The 22,683-nt window shown below is 66.3% G+C and carries 19 protein-coding genes; 7 read left to right on the top strand and 12 right to left on the bottom strand.

Annotated features, from left to right (window positions below):
* Window positions 1–50: 50 nt before the first annotated feature.
* On the bottom strand, window positions 51–2,036 hold the full coding sequence (locus AC5P88_RS05765; RefSeq protein ID WP_495224558.1) for a transglycosylase SLT domain-containing protein: 1,986 nt from the start codon (window positions 2,034–2,036) through the stop codon (window positions 51–53).
* Window positions 2,037–2,214: 178 nt separating this feature from the next.
* On the opposite strand from AC5P88_RS05765, the gene AC5P88_RS05760 reads away from it, so the two are divergent.
* From AC5P88_RS05760 to AC5P88_RS05750, 3 genes are all read left to right on the top strand, one after another.
* The gene (locus AC5P88_RS05760; RefSeq protein WP_106550152.1) at window positions 2,215–2,634 is read left to right on the top strand and encodes an ExbD/TolR family protein; all 420 of its coding nucleotides are present in this window, start codon (window positions 2,215–2,217) and stop codon (window positions 2,632–2,634) included.
* A 245-nt stretch (window positions 2,635–2,879) separates the two neighbouring features.
* Window positions 2,880–5,741 (top strand): TonB-dependent receptor plug domain-containing protein, encoded by a 2,862-nt coding sequence (locus tag AC5P88_RS05755; RefSeq protein ID WP_495224557.1) that lies wholly within the window; start codon window positions 2,880–2,882, stop codon window positions 5,739–5,741.
* Window positions 5,742–5,867: 126 nt separating this feature from the next.
* The gene (locus AC5P88_RS05750; RefSeq protein ID WP_495224556.1) at window positions 5,868–7,049 is read left to right on the top strand and encodes a hypothetical protein; all 1,182 of its coding nucleotides are present in this window, start codon (window positions 5,868–5,870) and stop codon (window positions 7,047–7,049) included.
* 65 nt (window positions 7,050–7,114) lie between these two features.
* Here the strand turns inward: AC5P88_RS05750 and fhuE are convergent, their stop codons facing one another.
* From fhuE to AC5P88_RS05735, 3 genes are all read right to left on the bottom strand, one after another.
* Window positions 7,115–9,274: a ferric-rhodotorulic acid/ferric-coprogen receptor FhuE gene (gene fhuE / locus AC5P88_RS05745; RefSeq protein WP_495224555.1), complete on the bottom strand. Its 2,160-nt coding sequence runs from the start codon at window positions 9,272–9,274 to the stop codon at window positions 7,115–7,117.
* Window positions 9,275–9,450: 176 nt separating this feature from the next.
* On the bottom strand, window positions 9,451–10,002 hold the full coding sequence (locus AC5P88_RS05740) for a M23 family metallopeptidase (protein ID WP_495224554.1): 552 nt from the start codon (window positions 10,000–10,002) through the stop codon (window positions 9,451–9,453).
* Window positions 10,003–10,079: 77 nt separating this feature from the next.
* Window positions 10,080–10,562 carry an Lrp/AsnC family transcriptional regulator gene (locus tag AC5P88_RS05735; RefSeq protein WP_495224553.1) on the bottom strand — a complete coding sequence of 161 codons (483 nt, stop codon included), beginning with the start codon at window positions 10,560–10,562 and terminating at the stop codon, window positions 10,080–10,082.
* Between the two features lie 72 nt (window positions 10,563–10,634).
* Here AC5P88_RS05735 and AC5P88_RS05730 point away from each other — a divergent pair, with 72 nt between their 5' ends.
* Entirely contained in the window at window positions 10,635–11,510 is an 876-nt protein-coding gene (locus AC5P88_RS05730) for an EamA family transporter (protein ID WP_495224552.1), read from the top strand.
* A 113-nt stretch (window positions 11,511–11,623) separates the two neighbouring features.
* Here the strand turns inward: AC5P88_RS05730 and AC5P88_RS05725 are convergent, their stop codons facing one another.
* The 4 genes from AC5P88_RS05725 to AC5P88_RS05710 form a co-directional block, all read right to left on the bottom strand.
* The gene (locus AC5P88_RS05725; RefSeq protein WP_008267450.1) at window positions 11,624–12,361 is read right to left on the bottom strand and encodes an endonuclease/exonuclease/phosphatase family protein; all 738 of its coding nucleotides are present in this window, start codon (window positions 12,359–12,361) and stop codon (window positions 11,624–11,626) included.
* A gap of 53 nt (window positions 12,362–12,414) precedes the next feature.
* Window positions 12,415–13,248 (bottom strand): thiol:disulfide interchange protein DsbA/DsbL, encoded by an 834-nt coding sequence (locus tag AC5P88_RS05720; RefSeq protein WP_495224551.1) that lies wholly within the window; start codon window positions 13,246–13,248, stop codon window positions 12,415–12,417.
* 106 nt (window positions 13,249–13,354) lie between these two features.
* On the bottom strand, window positions 13,355–14,005 hold the full coding sequence (locus AC5P88_RS05715; protein WP_099551128.1) for a thiol:disulfide interchange protein DsbA/DsbL: 651 nt from the start codon (window positions 14,003–14,005) through the stop codon (window positions 13,355–13,357).
* A 106-nt stretch (window positions 14,006–14,111) separates the two neighbouring features.
* Window positions 14,112–14,912 carry a c-type cytochrome gene (locus AC5P88_RS05710; RefSeq protein ID WP_111204376.1) on the bottom strand — a complete coding sequence of 267 codons (801 nt, stop codon included), beginning with the start codon at window positions 14,910–14,912 and terminating at the stop codon, window positions 14,112–14,114.
* A 156-nt stretch (window positions 14,913–15,068) separates the two neighbouring features.
* Between AC5P88_RS05710 and yihA the strand changes: the two genes are divergently transcribed.
* The gene (gene yihA / locus AC5P88_RS05705; protein WP_099551130.1) at window positions 15,069–15,671 is read left to right on the top strand and encodes a ribosome biogenesis GTP-binding protein YihA/YsxC; all 603 of its coding nucleotides are present in this window, start codon (window positions 15,069–15,071) and stop codon (window positions 15,669–15,671) included.
* Between the two features lie 80 nt (window positions 15,672–15,751).
* Here the strand turns inward: yihA and AC5P88_RS05700 are convergent, their stop codons facing one another.
* The 3 genes from AC5P88_RS05700 to AC5P88_RS05690 all read right to left on the bottom strand — a co-directional run bounded on the left by AC5P88_RS05700 (window position 15,752) and on the right by AC5P88_RS05690 (window position 18,873).
* On the bottom strand, window positions 15,752–16,723 hold the full coding sequence (locus AC5P88_RS05700) for an MBL fold metallo-hydrolase (protein WP_495224549.1): 972 nt from the start codon (window positions 16,721–16,723) through the stop codon (window positions 15,752–15,754).
* Window positions 16,724–17,347: 624 nt separating this feature from the next.
* Window positions 17,348–18,172, bottom strand: coding sequence for a helix-turn-helix transcriptional regulator (locus tag AC5P88_RS05695; protein ID WP_495224547.1), 825 nt, complete (start codon window positions 18,170–18,172; stop codon window positions 17,348–17,350).
* Window positions 18,169–18,873, bottom strand: a complete 705-nt coding sequence (locus AC5P88_RS05690; RefSeq protein WP_049452781.1) for a VIT1/CCC1 transporter family protein — start codon at window positions 18,871–18,873, stop codon at window positions 18,169–18,171. The genes AC5P88_RS05695 and AC5P88_RS05690 overlap by 4 nt, the downstream gene beginning before the upstream one ends.
* A gap of 152 nt (window positions 18,874–19,025) precedes the next feature.
* Between AC5P88_RS05690 and AC5P88_RS05685 the strand changes: the two genes are divergently transcribed.
* Window positions 19,026–20,390: a glutamate--cysteine ligase gene (locus AC5P88_RS05685; protein WP_106550748.1), complete on the top strand. Its 1,365-nt coding sequence runs from the start codon at window positions 19,026–19,028 to the stop codon at window positions 20,388–20,390.
* An 89-nt stretch (window positions 20,391–20,479) separates the two neighbouring features.
* Here the strand turns inward: AC5P88_RS05685 and AC5P88_RS05680 are convergent, their stop codons facing one another.
* Window positions 20,480–21,538, bottom strand: a complete 1,059-nt coding sequence (locus tag AC5P88_RS05680) for an NAD(P)-dependent alcohol dehydrogenase (protein WP_005419275.1) — start codon at window positions 21,536–21,538, stop codon at window positions 20,480–20,482.
* Window positions 21,539–21,645: 107 nt separating this feature from the next.
* Between AC5P88_RS05680 and AC5P88_RS05675 the strand changes: the two genes are divergently transcribed.
* The gene (locus AC5P88_RS05675; protein ID WP_495224545.1) at window positions 21,646–22,530 is read left to right on the top strand and encodes a LysR family transcriptional regulator; all 885 of its coding nucleotides are present in this window, start codon (window positions 21,646–21,648) and stop codon (window positions 22,528–22,530) included.
* Window positions 22,531–22,683 lie beyond the last annotated feature (153 nt).

Genomic DNA, 22,683 nt, shown 5'->3' with positions numbered 1-22,683 from the left:
TACATAGTGGCGTCCGCCGGGCATGGCCCGGCGCTACCGTCATCGGGCGATCAATCCCCGCCCTGGTCGGCGTTGGCGGCGCAGCTGAAGCTCTTGCGCTTGTCCACCAGGCGGCCCATCAGGCGGTCGCTCAGCGGCAGGGCATCACCATTGAGGCGCCAGTCGTAGATCACGCTGAAGGCCAGCACGCGGGCCACGTACTCGCGGGTTTCCTTGTAGCTGATGGTTTCGATCCACAGGTCCGGATCAAAGCCCGGGCGCTGGCCCTGCCAACGCGCGGTCGGGGTCGGGCCGGCGTTGTAGGCGGCGATGGTCACGTACGGCAGGCCGTCGTACTTGTTCATCAGCTGGCGCAGGTAGGCGGTGCCGATGGCGATGTTGGTGTCCGGGTCGTACAGGCTGTCGGCGCCGCCGTAGCCGGTCAGGCCGATCGACTTGGCCACGCCGGCGCCGGTGGCCGGCAGCACCTGCATCAGGCCCATGGCATTGGCGGGCGAGCGCGCGCGCGGGGTAAAGGTACTTTCAGCGCGGATCTCCGCGGCCACCCAGGCCGGGTCGATCGCATTGCGTGCTGATTCACGGCGGATGGTGGCGTCGTGGTGCAGCGGGAAGCGCAGGTCGTACAGGCGCTGCTCCTGCGGTTGCTTGCCCAGTGCGAACACGGCGCGATCAAACCAGCCGTTGTCCTGCGCCACGCGCACGGCGAGGCGGCGCTGGGTGTCATCGAAGCGCGACAGCGCGCTGTTCCACTCAGCCACGGCCCAGCCGGTGCGGTCGATCTGGTAAAGCGCCATCGCGCGCTGGATGGCCGGGTCACGCGCGATCACCGCCTGTGCCTGCGCACTGTCGTTCGGCTTCCACGGACACAGCGTGTAGCCCTGCTGTAGTTTGTCGGCAGCCAGGAAGCCGTGGAAGGTGGGTGCACGCGCGGCGTCGCGGAACAACGGCTGTGCCTGCGATGCCTGGCCGGTCTTCTCCAGCATGCGGCCTTCGAAATAGGCCCAGCGCGAATCGCTGCGCTGCTTGCTGCCCATCTTGCGGATCGCGGCCAGTGCCGCCGGCCAGTCACCGCGCGACATTGCTTCGCGAACACGCCATTCGTGCAGGCGTTCGTCATAGGCCGATTCGGGCACCGCATTGAGACGGCGCGCCGAATCCGGCAGGTAGGAGGCCACGGTCCACAGGGCAATCTGGTACAGCACCTGGCCCTGCTGGGCGGCGCTCAGGCCGAGGGCCTGTGCGTACTGCGGCAGCTGTTGTTCGGTGGCACCCGGGTCGGCCTTGGCCAGCTTTTCCAGGCCATCGGTGGCGATGCGCCGGCTGCGCTCGTTGCGCGGCCAGTTCAATGCGCTGGCGTTGGGCTTGTCGACGAAGGCGGCGTAGCTGTTGGCCTGCGCCAGGTCCGCCGCGGGCAGGCCGCGTGCGGCGCTGCGCATCACTGCCGGCTGCTGTGCGTCGGCGGCGGCATCGATGCGCTCCCAGCGCAGGGCGTCGCTCAGGCCGCCCTGTGCCTGCAGCACGGCGAATACCGCGTCGCAGCCGTCCGGCAGCGACTTGCCGTTCCTGCGCCACAGGTCCTGTGCTTCGCTGATCCACTGCGGGTCGACCTTGCCGGTGACCTGGCGTGCGGTCAGCTGCGCACAGCGCAGCCCGACATTGTCGGTGGGTGCCCAGTTGGCCAGCAGGGTCGGCCAGTCCTGGCGGCGCGCAACCGAAGGCAGCCACACGCTGCGGAAGGTGGTGGCCACGGCCTGGCCGTCGTAGCGCTTGAGGAAGGCCTGGGCCTGCGCGGTATCGACCGTGTCGATGTTGCGGCGCAGGTTGGCGTACTCCAGCCAGCCATAGGCCGGGTGGCGACTGAGCGCACCGGCCTGGCCGGGATCGAACTGGCCGCGTTCGGCAGCAGCGATCGCGGCTTTCAGCTGCGCGTTCTGGGCGTCGAGGGACTGGGCGTTGGCGCAGCCGATCAGCAGCGTGGTGGCCAAGGGCAGCAAGGACAGGGCAGTGGGAGTGCGTCGGGTCATGGCGATCAGCATAGCGGGGGCTGGCTGAATTCAGTTTCGCATTGTGTGCACGCTCCGGGGGGCGTTGGCGTGCCTGATCGTCGCGGTCCGGGCGGGGTGGCGATACCGGGCCCGCACGGCGTTCGTGCGATGATCCCCGCAACGCGCGGTCTGCCACTGACGGGCCGCTCTTCCTGCGATGGAGCGCGGTATGCGATACGAAGCCAGTCCGGCGAATGTGCTGATCGCCAACATCAACCTGGCACCGTTGGTGGATGTACTGCTGGTGCTGCTGGCGCTGGTGATCACCACGCTGCCGATGGCCAGCACGGCTGTCATCCAGCCGTTCCAGCAACGTACCGCCTGCCCACCCGGCCTGGGACAGTCGACGCCCGTCCCGATTGATCTGCGTATCGACGCCGTCGGTGGCCTGTTCTGGAACGATCGGCCACTGGATGATGCAGCGCTGCTGCGGGTGCTTGCCCAGGCCCGGCAGCTGCCCGAGGCGCGGCAACCGTCGGTGCGCCTGGTTACCGCCGATGGCACCGATTACGGCGACCTGATCCGGGTGCTGCGGGTTGTCAATCAGCACGGCCTGCGTGTGGTCGCGCTGAACGACCCGTCGCGGTAACAGGACCCCCTGGCATTCGGCTCGCGCTGTCGTAGCCACCGTGGTGCGCGCTGTGACGAACAGTACCGTCCGGTCTGGATATTCCGTCATTTGACGCAATCAGCCTTCAACTGCGTCAAATCCGCGTGAAAGAGTGTCGATCATCACGCCGTGGTTTTTACTGTTTGTTTACAAAGGAGACGCTGCCGCCATGCAGGGGGGAGCGCGGCAGTCCATGTCCCGACATTCCTTTGGAGAGAGAGCGAATGATTCACCTGCATCACCGCCCGTTGGCGGTTGCCGTCGCGCTGTGCGTGACGGCCCTGGCACCGTTGGGTGCCGCTGCGCAATCCACCACCAACCTCGATGCGGTGGAGGTCACCGGTACCCGCATCAAGCGCGCTGAAGTCGAAGGCCAGGTGCCGATCCAGACACTGACCCGTGGCGACATCGAACGCACCGGCCTGACTTCGATCGGCGAGGTGCTGCAGCAGCTCACCGGTTCCGGCTCCGCGCTCAACGCCAAGTTCAACTCGTCCGGCAACTTTGGTTTCCCGCCCGATGGCAGCGGCGTGGGTGCCGGCTCAGCGCAGGTCGATCTGCGCCACCTGGGTGCCAAGCGCGTGCTGGTGCTGGTCGATGGCATCCGCTGGGTCAATGAATCGTCGGCGTCCGGTGTGGGCTCGGCCACCGACCTCAACACCATTCCGCTGGCGATCGTCGAGCGCATCGAGGTACTGGAGGACGGTGCGTCGTCGCTGTACGGCTCCGATGCCATCGCCGGCGTGGTCAACATCATCACCCGCCGCGATTTCGATGGCGGCCAGGTGACGCTGAACTACGGCGAGTACAGCAAGGGCGACGGCACGCAGAAGGGCGTGGACCTGGCCTGGGGCAAGAGTGGCGATCGCTTCAGCCTGTTCCTGGGCGCCAGCTGGACCAAGCAGGACCCGGTGTTCGCCAAGGACCGCGAGCAGTCGCGCTTCCCGATTCCCGGTACCGGCCTGGCGTTCGGCAGCGGTGGCATCCCGCAGGGCCGCTTTGCCTTCGTCGATCCGAATACCGGCGCGTCGCAGAACATCGTGCCCAACACCGGCGTGAGCAACCCGCGGTACGACGGCAGTGCCGGCTGTAACCGCAGCGACGACTACCATTGCTTCACCACTGCCGACCGCTTCAACTTCGCCGAATACAACATGGTGCTGACGCCGTCGGAGCGCAAAGGCCTGTTCGGCCAGTTCCGCTTCGACATCACCGACAATGTGCAGTGGTACATCAAGGCGCTGGGCAACCGCCGCGAGTCGACCAACCAGGCCGGTCCCGAGCCGCTGTTCTTCGGCCCCGATGGCGCCACCGGCAATCCGCTGGCCGACAACATCACCGTCTCCGCACTCAACCCGTACAACCCGTTCGGCTTCGATCTGGTTTCCGGCGACAACATGAGCCTGATCGGTCGTCGCCCGGTGGAAGGCGGTGCGCGCGTGTTCAAGCAGAAGGTGGACACCACCTACTTCGCCACCGGCCTGGTCGGTGACTTCCATGCCGCCGACCGCAGCTGGTACTGGGACGTCAACGGCATGTACAGCAAGAACAAGGCCGAACAGACCAACTACGGCAGCTATGACATCTACAAGGTGAACATGGCGCTGGGCGATCCGGCGGTGTGCGCCGCCACTGCCGGCTGCGTACCGTTGAACATCTTCGGTGGCGTCGGTTCGATCACCCCGGACATGCTGAAGTGGATCCAGCCGGTGGTGCGCGACCGCAGCCAGAACGAGCTGAGCCTGTTCACCGCCAACCTGTCCAGCGAGCTGTTCTCGCTGCCGGCCGGTCCGGTGTCCTTCGCCACCGGCTTCGAGTACCGCAAGTACAAGGGCTCCTACCAGCCCGATCCGTTGACGGTGATCGGCCACTACAACGGCGTGCCGTCACAGCCGACCTCCGGTTCCTACGACGTCAACGAGGCCTACCTGGAGTTGAGCGTGCCGATCTTCGCCGACTCCTCGTTCGGCAAGAAAATGGACCTGAGCCTGGCCGGTCGTTATTCGGATTACTCCACCTTCGGTGGCGAGTTCACGCCCAAGTACGGCCTGCGCTGGCAGGTGACCGATGACTTCGTGCTGCGCACCACCTACGCCGAGGGCTTCCGTGCACCGTCGATCGGTGAACTGTACGGTTCGGCTGCACGTGCCGACCTGCAGCTGTTCGATCCGTGCTCGGTGGGCTTGGGCGGTACGCCGCCGCGTGGCAGCGCGGCCAACTGTGCCGCGCTGGGCGTGCCGGCCGGCTTCCAGCAGGCCAACTCGCAGATCTCGGTGACCACCGGCGGCAACCGCGAGCTGGACCCGGAACGCTCGCGCAGCTTCAGCGCCGGCTTCGTGTGGAGCCCGTGGTTCGGCAACAATGCTTCGTGGTCGGAACGCTTCGACGTTGAAGTGACGTTCTATCGCCACGCCATCGACGGTGCGATCCAGGCGATCAACGCGCAGACCCAGCTGGACCTGTGCGTGGATACGCTGGACCCGGTCTACTGCAACGGCATCACCCGTGCCAGCACCGGTGCGGTCAGCAGCTTCAACAACCGCCTGACCAACCTGGGGTCGATCAAGACCGACGGCTGGGACGTGGATCTGTTCTGGACACTGCCGCAGACCTCCATCGGCCAGTTCAAGCTGGCGTGGAAGAACACCTTCGTCGGCCGTTACGAGGCCACCGGTGCGGCCGGGCAGAAGCAGCCGCAGAAGCCGGGCGTGGAAGTGGCCGACAGCTCGATTCCGGAGTGGACCAGCAACGCCAGCATCGGCTGGACGATGGACCGCTGGAGCGCCAACTGGACGGTGCGGCACATCTCCGAGCTGACCGAGAACTGCGGCGATGCCGCGGCCTTCCCGGTGTGCAGCAACCAGGCTGCGGGCACCAACACGCTGTCGGCCACCACCTTCCATGACATGCAGGTGGGCTACAAGATCGACTGGATGAAGGGGCTGCAGCTGACCGCCGGCCTGAACAACGTGTTCGACAAGGATCCGCCGATCTGCCTGTCGTGCTCGCTGAACGGCTATGACGCCTCGACCTACGACATCCCGCGTGGTCGTTACTGGTACCTGCGCGCGGATCTGCGGTTCTAGTATGAAGTGCCGGTGCCGGGGTAATTCCGGTGCCGGTATTTTTTTGACGATGATGAGAATCATGAAGTTGGCAGGGTCATCTCGATAGCGCTAAATTGTCGTCGAACCTTCCAGTCAAGGAACGACATGTTCTCCAAAGAGATCTTGGTCGAGGTCAACGAGAAGAGTTGGAAGAAGAAGCCTGTGCCGCCATGGGGGGTGAAGGCGCAGCCAAAGCAAATAGTCGACATTGGTCAGTCCCTGCTTCTCCTTGGTGCGCTAACTTCGCCAAATGGGCTGTCTGCAGGGTCGCCAGAGAGGTACTGGGCATGCGTCAGATATTTTTCTGCGTGCGCTGCTACCGACGATCTTCGAATAAGTCTTCCGTTCACAAATTTGGATCCGCACCAGCGAGGGATTCTCAGCGATGACTTTGGAGTTGCCCTGTCTGTAAATTGGCTGGTCGAACAACTCGGTGGGGCGAAGAATATTGTTGATGGCCGTCAGTTCATAGGCAACATGGGGGTGAGGAAGAGTAAGAAGAAAATCCCTAAGGTTGGTCCTGGGAAGTGTCCGGATTTTGTCATTGAAGATAAGAACGGGCTCATGCATGTACTCGAGTGCAAAGGTACGCAGAGCGGAAGAGCCTATCTTGATCGGGCTATGGCTACGGGTAAGGAGCAGAAGAAGGGGATCCGCATTGAGGGAGGGCTGCGTGGGGAAAGCCTTGTCATCGGTGTACTGCTCAGTGATGAAAGAAGTCGATCCTCCTCGAGGATAGTTGTGGTTGATCCAGAGCCGCCGGCACTCACTGTTGTTAACGCAAGAAATAAGGGCAGGGCTCAGGAGGTCATGAAGCGACTTAGCTTTGCTAAGGCGATTAATTTGTCCGGATTCTCGCGTCTTGCGTTCGAAGTAGCTTGGCCGGATTCGCAAGGTATGGGTGACACTGAGATGAAATTACTTACGCCAATGGAGCGGCGTAGTGCCATGTCTGATCCAGATGATCGTTGGCGGGCGGTTCAGGCAGAATTGGATCTGGAGTTGGAGGGGCTCAGGCAGGAAGATCAGGGGGCGTTCTCAGTGAAGACCGTGCAGGTTGAGATCCCTGCGATTAAGTTGGACTCAGGGGAAATTGCCCGTCGCCTAACAATACGCAGAGGTATCAGCGCTCCTGCAGTTCTTGAGTTTTCTCAGGACAAAAGGGATGTCCGAAGTGTGCTGGAACAAGTGGCTCCAGGTGAGCAGGCAATTTCCATCGTCACTGAAGGCAATCATTCGCGCCTTGATTACGGTGACCTATTCTTCAGTGAAATGATATTTGACTGAGGCATTGGTCCGGGCCTAGCTTTCCACGTGCTGTGAGCGCCGGGATCAACCCGGCGCTGTTTGCATCAGAACGACCAGGTGAACGTCAGCGAGCCGTTGCGGCCATCACCGAACGCGCCGTAGCCGTTGATCTGCGACAGGTACTTCTTGTCCAGCAGGTTGTTGAGGTTGGCCTGCACGCTGAACTCCGGCGAGATGCGGTAGCGCACGAAGGCACTGACCAGTGCATAGCCACTCTGCTCGATGCGGCCGTAGGCCGGCACGGGGTAGTAGATGCGGTTCTGCCAGTTGGCACCGCCACCGATGGTCAGCTCCTGCAGCGACTGCGGGGTGTAGCTGGTGAACAGCTTCAGTGCGGTCTGAGGCAGGTTGGTATTGATGTCGGCGCCGTTGATGTCCTTGGCCACGTAGCGCGATGCGCCGAAGGTGGCATTCCATCCCGGTGCCAGTTCGCCGTTCACCTCGAACTCGAAGCCACGGCTGACTGTGCCACGCGCGGCGCGATAGGCGAACTCGTTCTGGCTGCCCTGCACCGGCTCGCCGGTGGCCTGGCCGACGTTGTCCTGTTCGATGCGGAACACCGCCAGCGAGGCGTTCAGGCGGTTGTCGAACCATGCGCCCTTGACGCCCACTTCGTAGCTCTTGCCATCGACCGGATCGAGGTAGCTGCCGTTGCGGTCCTTCAGCGTCTGCGGCTGGAAGATTTCGGTGTAGCTGGCGTAGGTCGAGTACGTGCCGTTGATGTCGAACACCAGCCCGGCGTACGGCGTGGTGACCTTGTGCGCGCGGTCGGCGCCTTCGCCCTCGCTCTTCCAGTCGGTGTAGCGGGCGCCGATGATCAGCTTCAGCGGATCGGCCAGCGACAGGCGCGCGGCCGCGTAGCCGGCCTTCTGGGTGATGGTGCCCTCGCTGGCCAGTGCCAGCGGGTTCCAGTTCGGCTCGCTGATGTTGCCGGTCCAGTTCAGATAGCTTGCGAACGGATCCCAGGTCTGGCCGGCACCGCCGACCTGGTAGTCGCCGTAGTTGGCGTACTCGCGCTTGTTGTAGCTCAGGCCTGCCATGAACTGGTGCTCGCGGCCGAACAGCTGGAACGGACCATCAACGTAGCCATCGACGCCGGTGACCTTGCGCTCGGTGTTGTAGAAGCCCGCGGACGGCGAGATGCCCGCGCCGGTGGTCTTGTCGAAGTTCGATGCGCCCGTGGTCCAGTCGTTGTAGGCCGGGTAGAACAGCTTGTCGTCAGCCTTGGTCTCATCGTGCGTGGCACCGACCTTGAACTTCCAGCCATTGCTGAAGGCGTGCTGCAGGGTGGCGAAGGCGCGTTTGCTGGTGGTGTCCCAGTAGGTCCAGTTCGGGCTGGCATTGAACGATTCGTCGTAGCCGGTGCGCGAGCCATCGGAGTACAGCATCGGGAAGCCACCCCAGGTGGCGCCATTGGCGCGCTTCTGCTGGTAGTCGTAGCCCACGCTCAGCTGCGTGTCGGGGGTCAGGTCGGCGTCGATGACCGCATAGCCCAGCGTCTTGCGCTGGTTGTAGCGGTCCATCTGGCCGTCGGTGTCCAGATAGCTGCCGATCACGCGGCCGCGCACGGTGCCGCTGGCGTTCAGCGCGCTGCCCACGTCAACGGTGGTGCGGGTACGGCCCCAGCTGCCGACGTTCACCGACACGCTGCCAGCCAGTTCGGCACTGTCGGCGTGCTTGCGGATCAGGTTCACCGATGCGGACGGATTGCCGGCACCACTGAGCAGGCCGGTGGCACCACGCACCACTTCAACGCGGTCGTACAGCGCCAGGTCCAGGCCGGAATCACCGTAGCTCCAGTTCTGCACCATCTGCGTGGGCAGGCCATCGAACTGGTAGGCATCGATGTAGAAACCGCGCGCGTAGAACTCGGTGCGCTCGCTGTCGGACTGGGTGCTGGTCACGCCGGTGGTATTGGCCAGCACGTCGATGATGTCGTCCAGGTTCTGATCTTCGATGCGCTGGTGGCTGATGATGCTGATCGACTGCGGGATCTCGCGCGGGGCCAGGTCGAAGCGGGTACCGGCCGAGGTGCGGCGCACCGAATAGCCTTCGGCGCGTTCACCCTTCACCACCACCTTGTCGAGGGTGGTCGGATCGGCGGCGGTTTCGGCGAAGGCGGCCGGGGCCACGGCGCAGAGAACGGCGAGCACGGCAACGGACAGCCGTTGCGGCTGCGGGGTACGGAAGGCGGAACGGGTCATGGGGGTCCTGGGCGAGCACGCGCGATCGGCCGGCATCCAGGAGGCGAGGCGCTACGGGTAGGGAGAGGGCGGGCAGGCCGTCCTGGCGCTACCGGAAACGAAAGAAATGGTAATACGAACTATTCCTATTTACAAATCATGAACGAATCGATCCGGTGATCCGGGGGCGGGCTGGGTCAGCGCAGCAGCGGGAGTGGATCGCGCGCGCCGTCGGTGCCGTAGATGCCCCAGTGCAGGTGCGGCGGAGTGCCCTTGGCGTTGCCGCTGTCGCCGACATGCCCGAGCAGATCGCCGGGCTGCACCACCTGGCCGCGTGCCAGGCCTTCGGCCCAGTCGTCCAGGTGGGCGTAGTAGTAGCGTTCGCGCGCCGGCCCGATCACCCAGACCTGGCGCCCGCCGAGCCCGCGTTCGCTGACATCCGCGACGACACCGGCCGTGGCGCTGCGCACCGGTGTGCCACGCCTGGCGAAGATGTCGATGCCGGCGTGCGAGCGGTCACGGCCGCGTGGTGCGCCGAAGGTATCGGCGATCTGCCTGGGTCTGATGCCTTCCACCGGCACCGGCAGCTCGGTGGCCGGCGGCATCCGCGAGAGTGCCCACAGCATCTTCGGCGCGGCCGCCCATGGGCTGTTCCACAGCATCAACGCGGCAACGAGGGCAATGGCCGGCCACAGGCCGCGCAGCAACCAGCGGCGCGGGCGACGGGCGGGGGACAGCGTTGTGCTCATGGCTTTCGATTGTAGCGTCGAGCCATGCTCGACTGCTGTTGCCCTGCGGTCCCAAAGCCGTCGAGCATGGCCCGACGCTACGGCACCGGCAGCAGCGGTACCTCGAAACTCCGCTTCAGTGTGCCCAGTGCCACGGATGTGCGGAAGCGCTCGATGTTGTCATCGCCGCCGAACAACCGCTCGGTGATCGCCTCGTACTCTTCCATCGAGGCGGCCGAAAGCAGCAGCAGGAAATCGCCGTCGCCGGTGATCGAATAGCACTGCTGCACCGCCGGGTCGTCCTGCACACGGCGCTTGAACGGCGCCACGCGTTCACGTTGCTCGCTGACCACGCGCACCTCGACGATGATGGTCAGTGGCCGCCCGACCTTGGCCGCGGCGACCACCGCCACGTTGGCGGCGATCACGCCACTGTCCTGCAGGCGCTTGATGCGGCGTTGCACGGCCGGGGTGGACAGGTGCGCGGCCTCGGCGATTTCGCGCTGCGGCAGGGTGTTGTTCCGCTGCAGGAGGTCGAGGATGGCGCGGTCGAAGCTGTCGAGCACGGGAGCGATGGCCATGGCGAGCAGAAGTTGCACGAACAGGCTGTCAATTGAGCCAAGTGCTCGGCGCCGGCGCAATAGACTTTGCGCATGCAGACCTCACGACTCGCGCCGATGTTGCCGGCGCTGGCGGTGCTCGGCTCGGTCACCTCGCTGGCCATCGGCACCTCCTACGCAAAACACCTGTTCCCGCTGATCGGTGCGCAGGGCACGAGCGCGCTGCGCGTGGGCTTTTCAGCGCTGTTGCTGCTGCTGTTCTGGCGGCCATGGCGCTGGAAGACCAGCCGCCCGGATGCCATCACCATCCTGCGCTACGGGCTCACCCTGGGACTGATGAACCTGCTGTTCTACATGGCCCTGCGCACCATTCCCTTCGGCATCGCGGTGGCCATCGAGTTCACCGGGCCGCTGGCGGTGGCGATGCTGTCATCACGACGTCCGATCGATTTCCTCTGGGTGGGCTGCGCGGCGGTGGGGCTGCTGTTGCTGCTGCCGATCGGTGGTGGCCCGGCGCTGGACCCGGCCGGTGTGCTGTACGCGATGGGCGCAGCGGCGTGCTGGGGCCTGTACATCGTGTTCGGCAAACGCGCCGGCCACCTGCACGCGGGGCATTCGGTGTCGCTGGGCCTGCTGGCCGCATCGCTGGTGGTGGTGCCGGTGGGCGTGGTGCATGCCGGTGCCGCGCTGCTCGATCCGAAGATCCTCGTGGCGGGCCTGCTGGTGGCACTGGTGTCCAGTGCGATCCCGATGTCGCTGGAGATGATGGCGCTCAAGCGCCTGCCGAAGGAGACTTTCGGCATCCTGATCAGCATGGAGCCGGCGGTGGCCGCGCTGTGGGCGATGCTGCTGCTGCACGAGCACCTGCACGGGCTGCAGTGGCTGGCGATCGGCTGCACGGTGCTTGCCTCGGTGGGCAGCACGATGACGGCAAGGCGGTTGAAGGGGCCGATCGCGCAGGCCGGGTAGCGCCGGGCCATGCCCGGCGGAGAGCGTGCGGACCAACGGCCCGCACCCACAAGAGCAGCTGTCCGCAGCCCTTGGGCAACATGCCAACCAAGGTTGGCACCTACCAGGTGCGGTCAGCGCAGTGCGTCGGCCGGGACGTCGATCGCCATCGCCAGCGCGAGGTGATCGGAGAACGCGGCCGGTACGGCTTCCACGGTGCGGGTCTGCAGCCCGCTGCTGACCAGGATGTGGTCGATGGCGCGGTCCGGGCGCCAGCTGGGGAAGGTCGGCACGATGCAACCGGGCGGCTGCAGCCGGGTCTTCTGGTACAGCACCTGCATTTCCGGGCGCTCGGCCAAGCAGTTGAAGTCGCCCATCAGCACCGCGTTCGGGTGGTCGGACAACAGCTCGGCGATGAAGCCCAGCTGCGACATCCGCGAGCCCGCGCCGAGCGACAGATGCGCCACTGCGACTGCCAGGCCGTCGGCGCCGTCGCCGAACTTGGCCAGCAGCACGCCGCGCCCGCCGATGCGGCCGGGCAGGGCGTGATCCTGCACTTCAACCGGTTCCAGCTTGCTCAACAGGCCGTTGGCGCTGGAGGCGACCCCGCCCATGCGCCGGTTCGGCTGGTGGCTCCAGTAATTGAAGCCGGCGCGCTGGGCCAGGTAGTGGGTCTGGTTGGTGAAGCCCGAACGCAGGCTGCCCGGATCGGCCTCCTGCAGGCCGACGATGTCGTGTTCGCGCGCCAGGGTGGCGATCGCGTCAAGGCTGCTGCGCTTGCGACCCGCCGGCAGCGCATGTGACCAGCTGCGGGTCACATAGTCGCTGTAGCGGCGGGTACTTGAGCCGGCCTGGATGTTGGCCGTCAGCAAGCGCAGGGTCCGTGTACGGGGGGAATTCACGGCCGGGAAACGCTTCTCTTGGATCAGTGAGCCTGGGCCGCACCGCGTTCGCGGGCGATCAGGTGGTCGGCGATGCGCAGCATGTCCGGGAAGCTCTTGCCCTTCACCAGGTACTTGCCGTTGACGATGATCGACGGGGTGCCGCTGATCTGGCTGCGCTGCGCGAACTGCTTGGCCGAGTTGGTCTTGGCATTCACCGCGAAGCTGCCCATGGTGGCGGCGAACTGCTTCGGATCCACGCCGTAGGCACCGTAGAACTTGGCGATGTCGTCCACCGAGTCACGGCCACGCTCGCCCTTCAGGGTCTTCTGCGAGTGGATGGCGGCGTACAGCGCTTCGTGGGTCTTCTCCTGCACGCCGAGCGTCTGTGCGGCGTAGAAGGCACGGGCGTAGTCATCCCAGGTGCCGCCGAACATGGCCGGCACGTAGACGAAGTTCACATCGCTCGGCAGGCCGGCCTTCCACGGGCCAACCAGCGGCTGGAACGCGGCGCAGGCCGGGCAGACGTAGCCGAAGATCTCGGTCACTTCGATCTTGCCGGCGGCCGGCTGGAACGGCTGGCCGTTGGGAATCACCTGGTAGTCGGCACCTTCCACCGGGGCCGGGCCGGTCAGCGCGGCGGTGGTCGGAGCCGGTGCGGCGGCAGCCGGTGCAGCGTCGGCCGGGGCCTTTTCGCCTTCGGCAGCCGCCGGAGCGGTGCCTTCGGTACCCGCGGCCGGAGCGGCCGGCTCGGTGGTCGCCGGAGCTGCAGCCGGTTCAGCCGGGGCCGCGGTGGTGTTGGTGCTGCCGTCGTCGGCCTTGCAGGCCGCCAGGATCGGCAGCAGCGCTGCGAGGGCGAGGGCGTAACGGATCTTCATGGAAACGTCTCCAGCATCTGGAAAGGTGGGGCCGGCGTCAGGCGCCGGCCAAGGGGAAATGATGACACGCGGCGGCGACAGCGCCGTGTCGGTGGTGGGTGTTGGTTCAGCGGCCGCGCGCTGCGCGGGCCTGGGCGATCAGCGCCGAGGCGATGCGCAGCTGGTCGTCGAAGCTGTTGCCGCGCACCAGGTACTGGCCATTGATGATGATGGCCGGGGTACCCGGCACCTTGGTGCGCTGGGCGAAGGCGCGGGCGGCGTCGACCTTCTTCTGCACGGCATCGCCGCGCAGGGCCTGCAGGTAACGGTCCGGGGTCACGCCGTAGGCTTTGTAGAACGTGGCGAGCTCATCGGCCGAGACGTTCTGCATGGGCAGCGAACCATCCTGGTGCAGTGCCTTGAAGACCGCCGCGTGGCTGCGCTTGGCCACGCCGACCTCGTCGGCGGCGTAGTACGCCAGTGCCCAGGCATCCCATGCACCACCGAAGGCGGCCGGGACCGGGGTGAAGCGCACGTCGGCCGGCAGCTTGGCCGCCCACGCTGCCAGCTGTGGCTCGAAGTGGGCGCAGTGCGGGCAGGTGTAGCCGAAGACCTCGACCACCTCGATCTTGCCGGCCAGCGGCTGGAACGGGCCCGGTTGGGCGATGCGCTCGTAGTCTTTGCCCTCGACCAGCGGGGCATTGGCGGGGGTAGCGGCGCAGGCTGCCAGCGGCAGCAGCACCAGCACGGACAACAGCAGGCGGGAAATCAACCTCATCGACACGCATCTCCGTTGAAAAAAGCAACGCCGGCGCGGTCGCCGGCGTGAAGGAAACATACCGCAGGCGCGGGCCGTGGTGGCGGCCCGGGCCGACCAGTGGCGGTCAGGGGGCGGCAGCCGGTTGCGCCGACGGGGTGGCAGTGGGCACATCGTCGGCCTTGTTGTGCAGGCCCTGCAGGTAGCTCGACAGCGCCTGCACCTCCTGCTCGCTCAGCTTCTGCGCGACCGTCGCCATGATCTGGAAGTGGGCCTTGTCGGTCTCGTTGGTCTGGCCGGCCTGGTATTCCTGCAGGCGGCGCGCGACATAGCTCGCGTGCTGGCCACCGATGTGCGGATAGGCCGGTCCCGGATTGCCGGCGCCGCTGGGGCCGTGGCAGGCCATGCAGGCCGGCAGGCCACGCTTGGCGTCGCCGCCGCGGTACAGCTGCTGGCCGATCTCGTAGAACTTCATGCCCTTGTACGGGCCGTCAGTGACCGCCGTGTCATCGGCGATACCGGCGGTGGCCTTCTGCGTGGCGAAGAACGCGCCGATATCTCGCATGTCCTGCGGCGTGAGGTTCTGCACGAACGGCACCATCGCCACCGCCGCGCCGGAACTGCGCTGGCCGTTGGCGATCAGGGCCATCTGCTGGGCGACGTAGCGTTCGCTCTGGCCGGCGATGGACGGATACATCTCGACCGTGGAATTGCCGTCGGCGCCATGGCAGGCCGCACAGGCGGAAGCCTTGGTCTGGCCAGCCTTGGCATCGCCCCAATGGGTCTTGCTGAAGTCCACCTCCAGCGAGGCGGTGTTGATCGGCCCGTTGTCGGGCAGCGGGGTCAACGTGGTCTGCGCGAACGCAGCAGCGGCAACGACTACGGCAGTGGCAAGGGCGGATACGGCAAGAACGCGAGCGTGGCGCATGCTAAAGCTCCGTATGGACCGGGCCGGGCGGTGGCCGCCGGCATCGCCCGGATTATCAACGGCGTTTCCGCGCACGGTCAACGCAGCAGTGCAGCAAAATGCCCGCAACGGCCGCCGGCACGGGCGCGCGGCGCCGCAACATGCGATCCTAGGCACATGTCATTGCTCATCGAACGCGCCCGTTACCACCTTTCGGCCCACAACGTGCGGCAGCTGCCGCCCGATGAAGGGGCCGAAGTGGCCTTTGCCGGCCGCTCCAACGCCGGCAAGTCCAGTGCGCTCAACGCGCTGACCCGCCAGAACGCGCTGGCCCGTGTCTCCAAGACGCCCGGCCGTACCCAGCAGCTGGTGTTCTTCCAGATCACCCCGGAAGCCCATCTGGTCGACCTGCCCGGTTACGGCTACGCCAAGGTGCCGCTGGACCTGCAGGCGCACTGGCAGGCCTTCATCGACCGGTATTTCCGCACCCGCGAGGCCCTGAAGGGGCTGGTGGTGGTGATGGACATCCGCCACCCGCTGAAGGACTACGACCGGCAGATGCTGTCCTATGCCGTACAGCGCGGCATGCCGGCGCACGCCCTGCTGACCAAGGCCGACAAGCTCAGCCGCAGCCAGCAGATGCAGACCCTGCAGAAGGTGCGCAAGGAACTGCACTCGGCCTACGGCGACAGCGTCAGCGTGCAGGTGTTCTCCGGCGAGGACCGCACCGGCGTGGACGAAGCCCGCGGCGTGATCGGCGGCTGGCTGGGGCTGGCGTAAGGCGCTCTGCCGCGCTCGCCGGGCATGGCCCGGCGCTACCCGGTCCGATCGGGTGGGTGCCGACCTTGGTCGGCACACCCTCACAACGGCGAATACTCCGCCGGCACCCAGGCATAGGCCTGGCCTTCGCTGCGCACGTGGCCCAGGCCGGGGAACGGCAGGTGCGCGCCGGCCACCCACCAACCGTTGGCAGTGGCCTGCTGCAGCAGGCCGCGACGGCTGGCGACGGCAGCCGTGCGGTCCGAATCCGCCTCGAACGCCGCTTCCGGATGAGCGAACTGCACCGCGTGGAAGTGCAGCACATCACCCCAGACGAGTAGTGACTGGCCCTGGCTGTCGAACCGGTAGGAGACGTGGCCCGGGGTGTGGCCGTGGGTATCCATCGCCACCGCGCCACCGGGCAGGGCATCGCCGGGTTTGAAGGTGCGCAGATGGCCACTGGCCTGGTACGGCGCCACCGCGTTGCGTGCCAGCGGGAAGGCGAAGCGCACGCCCTTCGGCGCGCTGGCCTCGCTGGCCGGGTCGAGCCAGTAATCGGCATCGGCCTTGGACAGCCATACCGTGGCATTCGGGTAGGCCGGCCTGCCTTGCCCGTCGAGCACGCCGCACAGGTGGTCCGGATGGGCATGGGTGAGCAGCACGTCGTCCACCTCGGCCGGATCGACGCCAGAGGCACGCAGGTTGTCCAGCACCTGGCCCAGGCCGGGGCCGAAGCACTGCGCGGTGCCGGTATCGACCAGGGTCAGATGGTTGCCCTGGCGCACCAGGAAGGCGTTGATCGCGGTCTGCAGGCCCTTCTTGTCTTCCGGTACGTAGCGGCCTTCCAGCAGGCGGCTGACCAGGGTGGGCGGCACGTCCACCACTTCCTGCCGGCCCAACGCGACCACGCCATCGAACAGGGCGGTGACCTGCAGCGCGCCGACGCGCTGGTGGTAGACGCCGGGCACCTGCTGGGTGGGGGCGGGCGACGTGGCTTCGGCCAGCGCGGTCAGCGGCAGGGAGGACAGTGCCAGCAGCAGGGCGGTGCGCAGCGGCAGGTGGCGCAGGGTCATGGCGGTTCTCGGTGGATGACGGGTGGTTCCGTTGGCCTAGCGTGCCGTGGCCGGCGTGCGCACGGCGCTCAAACCACTGCGTGGAATGATCAGAGAGGGGGTGTTGTCTGCAGGGCTGCGCCCTGCACCCGCAGAGGCAACGGCCGCAGCCAAAGCAACGTCAAAAGCTGGTTTCCTGTGGGATGGCGGGGTGGGTCCGGTTGCGGGGGACGCTGCAAGTACGTCCATGTAAGCTCGGTCGCCGCATCCATGCGGCTCACGCCCCCGCAACCGGACCCACCCCGCCTTCGACAGGTGGCCGCGATCTGTCGGAAATACTCTTGGGGTCAGATCCGTTTTCCGTAGGAAAACGGATCTGACCCCGGAATTTCATTCGATATCTGACAGATGTGTCGACCAAGGTCGACACCTACCAACAGCCGCCGGAATCTGTCGAAGGCGGGGCGGTGTGGGTGGGCAGGACCGTTGGCGCCATGGATGGCGCCATCGAGCCCCCAAGGACGGGTTTACGGCGTGTCCTGACAACCCACACCGCCCCGCCATCCCCCAGAAACCCGCTGTTGCTGTTGCTTCGGCTCTTGCACTCGCTTCGGCGGGTGCAGGGCGCAGCCCTGCCGAACACCCTCAAATGTCTGTCGGAGCCAGCCCGTACTGCTCGGCGAAGCGCCTGCTGAAACTCGCCGCGGACCGGTAGCCCGCGCGCGCTGCAACGGTCTTCAGCGGCAGGTCGGTGGTGTAGAGCAGCTGCATGCCATGCGCCAGCCGCGCCTCGGTGAGCAGCTGGCGCAGGCTGGTGTCCTCGGCGGCAAGACGGCGGCGCAGGGTTGCACCGCTCAGTGCGAACTGTTCTTCCACATCGCGCGACTGCCAGTCGCGCGCCGGTTCGGCGGCGATGCGGTCGCGGATCTGTTCGCCCAGGCTCGGGGCCTGTGGCAGCAGCAGGTTGCCATGCCCCTGCCGGCACAGCGTCAGTACCAAGGACGCCAGCGCCAGCCGTGCTTCGCTGTAACGGCCGTCCTGCAGCGATTGCCGCCACTGCCGCAGCACCACGCCATGTTCGATCAGCGGCAGGCGCGCCATCGCCGTGCCAGCGCTGGGCAGTGCTTCGCTCCACAGCGTGCGCGCCGCCGCCAGCACTTCAGCACACAGCGGCACGATGGCACTGAGGTAGCGGCCGCTGCGCGGGTCGGGGGTGTTGACCACATCGATGCGGCAACGCTGGGTCAGCAGCAGGATGTCGCCAGGCAGGAACTCCAGTGACTGGTGCGCGGTGCGTACCTGCTTGCGGCCTTCCAGCAGGATCGCGAACTGGGGTTGCGGAATCTCCACCGAACTGGCGCCGTGCTCGCGACGTGCGGTGATGCAGGCATAGCCTTCGGCGCGTTCGCAGCCGGCCAGGCTGGCCATCTCGGCCAGCAGCGCGGTAACTGGCGGCAGCATGCCGGTCATGCCACGTGGGCGCCGAACAGGCGTCCGACGCCTGCAGCGGCGGCCATTGCCAGTGCACCCCAGAACATCACCCGGATCGCCCCGCGGACAGGTGGTGCGCCGCCGGCGCGGGCCGCCATCGCACCGGTCAGGCACAGGCCCAGCAAGGTGCTGCCGGTGGTGATCATCGCAACCTTGTCCACCGGGGCGAGCAGGGAGGTCAGCACCGGCAGCGCGGCGCCGCAGGTGAAGGCTCCAGCCGAAGCCAACGCCGCCTGCAACGGGCGCGCGCGCAGGGTATCGGTGATGCCCAGTTCGTCGCGGGCGTGGGCCCCCAGTGCATCGTGTGCGGTGAGCTGCTCAGCCACCTGCCGTGCCAGCGCCGGGTCTAGGCCGCGGTGGCGGTAGATCGCGGCCAGCTCTTCCAGCTCGCTGTGCGGGTCTTCGCGCAGCTCGCGCTTTTCCATCGCCAGGTCGGCGTCTTCGGTGTCGGCCTGGGTCTGCACCGAGACATACTCGCCGGCGGCCATCGACATCGCGCCGGCCACGGTGCCGGCCACACCGGTGGCCAGGATGGTGCTGGCCGAAGCGCCGCTGGCGGCCACGCCAACCACCAGGCCAGCCACCGAGACAATGCCATCGTTGGCCCCCAGCACGGCGGCACGCAGCCAGCCGACGCGCTCGGAGCGGTGCAGTTCGGGGTGTCGTGAATGGCGGCTCATGACCTTGAGTGTACGAGGGTCAAGAGGGCGTCGGTAGGATGCTGAAACCCGTCACCGTCGCATGACGCAACGGGGTGCCACGCTATAGTGCGCCCTTGCGATGGAAGGCCCCGGGCCCCACATCCCCTGCCACTGTCCAGCGAGCCTTCCCCTTGTCGAGCCCCAGCCACGTCGCCGATACCCCCATTACCGACCGCTCGCAGCTGGTGGAGGTGATCGCCTCCGGCGAGAAACCCCGCGCGCAGTGGCGCATTGGTACCGAGCACGAGAAGTTCGGATTCCGCCTGGATGACCTGCGGCCACCGACCTTCGAGGGCGAGCGTGGCATCGAAGCGCTGCTCAACGGCCTGGTCCGCTTCGGCTGGGAGCCGGTGCAGGAGAACGGCAACACCATCGCCCTGCTGCGCGATGGGGCCTCGGTGACGCTGGAGCCGGCCGGTCAGCTGGAACTGTCCGGCGCGGCGCTGGAGACCATCCACCAGACCTGCGTGGAGACCGGCACCCACCTCAACGAAGTCGCGCAGGTGGCTGGCGAATTGCAGCTGGGCTTCCTCGGCATGGGCTTCCAGCCCAAGTGGAAGCGCGACGAGATGCCGTGGATGCCCAAGGGCCGCTACAAGATCATGCGTTCGTACATGCCCAAGGTCGGTTCGCTGGGCCTGGACATGATGACCCGCACCTGCACGGTGCAGGTGAACCTGGACTACGCGACCGAAGCGGACATGGTGAAGAAGTTCCGCGTGTCGCTGGCGCTGCAGCCGATTGCCACTGCGCTGTTTGCCGATTCGCCGTTCACCGAAGGCAAGCCGAACGGCTACCTGAGCTATCGCTCGCACATCTGGACCGACACCGACGCCGATCGCACCGGCATGCTCGACTTCGTGTTCGAGGACGGCTTCGGTTACGAGCGCTATGTCGATTACCTGCTCGACGTGCCGATGTATTTCTCCTACCGCGATGGCATCTACCACGATGCCAGCGGGCAGAGCTTCCGTGATTTCATGCAGGCCAGGCTGCCGGTGCTGCCGGGCGCGCTGCCGACGCTGCGCGACTGGTCGGACCACATGACCACTGCGTTCCCGGAAGTGCGCCTGAAGAAGTACCTGGAAATGCGTGGTGCCGACGGTGGCCCGTGGAGCCGCCTGTGTGCGCTGCCGGCGTTCTGGGTGGGCCTGCTGTACGACGACACCGCACTGGATGCCGCCTGGGACCTGGTGCGCGACTTCACCCTGGCCGAGCGCCATGCGCTGCGCGATGGTGTACCGAAGCATGCGATGAATCTGCCGTTCCGCAACGGCACGGTGCGCGACCTGGCCCGCGAGGCGGTGAAGATTTCGGTGGAAGGCCTCAAGCGCCGTGCTGCGCGCAATGCCGATGGCCAGGACGAGAGCAAGTTCCTGGACGTGCTTCAGGAGATCGTCGAATCCGGGCTGACCCCGGCCGAGCGCAAGCTGGCGCTGTTCCATGGCCGCTGGCACGGCGATGTCGATCCGGTGTTCCGCGAGTTCGCGTATTGATGATGTTGGGTGGGTGCCGACCTTGGTCGGCACGCGATGAAAAAAACCCCGGCATTGCCGGGGTTTTTCATTTTCACACCTGCCTTGGATCAGGCTGCGTTCTTCATCGTTGCCATGTCGATCACGAAGCGGTAGCGCACATCGTTCTTCGCCATGCGTTCCCAGGCTTCGTTGACGTTCTTGATGTCGATCATCTCCACATCGCTGACGATGCCGTGCTCGGCACAGAAGTCCATCATTTCCTGGGTTTCGGCCATGCCGCCGATCGCTGAGCCGGTCAGGTGCTTGCGGCCGAAGATCACGCTGCCACCGGTCAGCGGCGGGTCCAGCTCGGTCAGCACGCCGACCAGGCACATGGTGGCCTCGCGCTTGAGCAGGCCCATGTAGGGGTTGGTGTCATGGCCGACCGGGATGGTGTTGAGCAGGAAGTCGAAGCTGCCGGCATGCGCCTTCATCTGCGCGGCGTCGCGCGACACCAGCACTTCGTCGGCGCCCAGGCGCTTGGCATCGGCGCCCTTTTCCGGGGTAGTGGTGATCATCACCACGTGCGCGCCGAGCGCCTTGGCGAACTTCACGCCCATGTGGCCGAGGCCACCGAGGCCGATCACGCCGACCTTCTGGCCCGGGCCGACCTTCCAGTGGCGCAGCGGCGACCAGGTGGTGATGCCGGCGCACAGCAGCGGCGCGGCCGCCTTCAGGTCGAGGGTGTCGGACACCTTCACCACGAAGCGCTGCTCGACCACCACGTGGTCCGAATAGCCACCGTAGGTCGGTGCGCCGCTTTCGCGTTCACGGCCGTTGTAGGTCCAGGTCGCGCCTTCGGCGCAGTACTGCTCCAGGTCGTGCTCGCAGGCATCGCAGTGACGGCAGGAATCGACCATGCACCCGACGCCGGCGTGGTCGCCGACCTTGAAGCGGGTGACGTTGCTGCCGACCTCGGTCACGCGGCCGATGATCTCGTGGCCCGGCACCATCGGGTAGATCGAGCCACCCCAGTCGTCGCGGGCCTGGTGCAGATCGGAGTGGCAGATACCGCTGTAGAGGATCTCGATGCGCACGTCGTCCGGGCCGACCGCGCGGCGTTCGAACTCGTACGGAATCAGCGGGTCGGTATGTGAATGGGCGGCGTAACCACGGGCGAGGGACATGGGGAATCCTTGGCAGGGTTTGTCGAAAGGCGTTTTACAATACGCCCCGTTCCCAGCGGCAAGAAGCGCGGATATCGGCATGATTCATCAAGTGGAACTGCACAATCATGGCCACTGACAACCTGACGCACCTGGCCGCCTTCGCGGCGGTGGCCCGCCATCGCAGTTTCCGCCGTGCCGGGGCCGAGCTGGCCCTGTCGACCTCGGCAGTGAGCTACGCGATCCGGGCGCTGGAAGAGCGGTTGGGCGTAGGCCTGTTCCATCGCACGACCCGCAGCGTGGCCCTGACCGAGGCAGGGCAGCGCCTGCTGGAACGCCTGCAGCCGGCCCTGGGGCAGGTGCATGACGCGCTGGAGGAGATGAACCAGTTCCGCGCCGCGCCGGTCGGCCTGTTGCGCATCAACGCTACCCGCGCGGCGGTGGCGACCCAGCTGGGGCCGCGGTTGGCGCGCTTCCTGCACGCCCATCCGGACGTGCGGGTGGAGCTGACCGAGAACGATGGCCTGGTCGACATCGTCGCCGAGGGTTACGACGCCGGCGTGCGCCTGCATGAGTTCGTGCCCGAGGACATGGTGGCGGTGCCGATGGGGCCGCCGCTGCGCGGGCTGATTGTCGGTGCGCCGGACTACCTGCGCCGGCACCCGGCACCGCAGCATCCGCGTGACCTGGCTGCACACGAGTGCATCCGTTTCCGCTTCGCCAGTGGCCATCTGTACAAGTGGCAGTTCGAGCGCGCTGGGCAGGCGCTGGAAATCGACGTGCCGGGGCGGCTGACACTGGGCGAGCAGGGCACCGTGGTCGGCGCAGTGCTCGATGGCATCGGCCTGGCCTATGTGCTGGAAGACACCGCACGGCCCTACATCGAATCGGGGCAGATGGTGGCGGTGCTGGAAGACTGGAGCGAACCGTTCGCCGGCTTCGCGCTGTATTACCCGAAGCAGCGGCAGATGCCCGGTGCGCTGCGCGCGTTCGTGGACATGCTGCGCGAGTGAATCGTGGTGGATCGCATCCACGCATGGCGTGGATCTTATCTCTTGCCGATCTGGCACCTTGGGTGCCGAGAGCCCGGCGTGGGCGACCGTGTGGATCCAGGTCTTGCGACCGAGAAGTAGCTTGGGTCCCCACGCCGGATTCTCCCTGAACCG

This window comes from Stenotrophomonas sp. YJH_SMC_8 (assembly GCF_059371315.1).
Note: the sequence above shows the minus strand (reverse complement) of the source record. Positions and strands in the feature narration are given on the sequence as shown.

Coding starts and splice junctions, on each gene's coding strand:
- AC5P88_RS05765 (WP_495224558.1), bottom strand. CDS start 2,036: ATGCTGATCGCCATGACCCGACGCACTCCCACTGCCCTGTCCTTGCTG.
- AC5P88_RS05760 (WP_106550152.1), top strand. CDS start 2,215: ATGCGATACGAAGCCAGTCCGGCGAATGTGCTGATCGCCAACATCAAC.
- AC5P88_RS05755 (WP_495224557.1), top strand. CDS start 2,880: ATGATTCACCTGCATCACCGCCCGTTGGCGGTTGCCGTCGCGCTGTGC.
- AC5P88_RS05750 (WP_495224556.1), top strand. CDS start 5,868: ATGTTCTCCAAAGAGATCTTGGTCGAGGTCAACGAGAAGAGTTGGAAG.
- fhuE (WP_495224555.1), bottom strand. CDS start 9,274: ATGACCCGTTCCGCCTTCCGTACCCCGCAGCCGCAACGGCTGTCCGTT.
- AC5P88_RS05740 (WP_495224554.1), bottom strand. CDS start 10,002: ATGAGCACAACGCTGTCCCCCGCCCGTCGCCCGCGCCGCTGGTTGCTG.
- AC5P88_RS05735 (WP_495224553.1), bottom strand. CDS start 10,562: ATGGCCATCGCTCCCGTGCTCGACAGCTTCGACCGCGCCATCCTCGAC.
- AC5P88_RS05730 (WP_495224552.1), top strand. CDS start 10,635: ATGCAGACCTCACGACTCGCGCCGATGTTGCCGGCGCTGGCGGTGCTC.
- AC5P88_RS05720 (WP_495224551.1), bottom strand. CDS start 13,248: ATGAAGATCCGTTACGCCCTCGCCCTCGCAGCGCTGCTGCCGATCCTG.
- AC5P88_RS05715 (WP_099551128.1), bottom strand. CDS start 14,005: ATGAGGTTGATTTCCCGCCTGCTGTTGTCCGTGCTGGTGCTGCTGCCG.
- AC5P88_RS05710 (WP_111204376.1), bottom strand. CDS start 14,912: ATGCGCCACGCTCGCGTTCTTGCCGTATCCGCCCTTGCCACTGCCGTA.
- yihA (WP_099551130.1), top strand. CDS start 15,069: ATGTCATTGCTCATCGAACGCGCCCGTTACCACCTTTCGGCCCACAAC.
- AC5P88_RS05700 (WP_495224549.1), bottom strand. CDS start 16,723: ATGACCCTGCGCCACCTGCCGCTGCGCACCGCCCTGCTGCTGGCACTG.
- AC5P88_RS05695 (WP_495224547.1), bottom strand. CDS start 18,172: ATGACCGGCATGCTGCCGCCAGTTACCGCGCTGCTGGCCGAGATGGCC.
- AC5P88_RS05690 (WP_049452781.1), bottom strand. CDS start 18,873: ATGAGCCGCCATTCACGACACCCCGAACTGCACCGCTCCGAGCGCGTC.
- AC5P88_RS05680 (WP_005419275.1), bottom strand. CDS start 21,538: ATGTCCCTCGCCCGTGGTTACGCCGCCCATTCACATACCGACCCGCTG.
- AC5P88_RS05675 (WP_495224545.1), top strand. CDS start 21,646: ATGGCCACTGACAACCTGACGCACCTGGCCGCCTTCGCGGCGGTGGCC.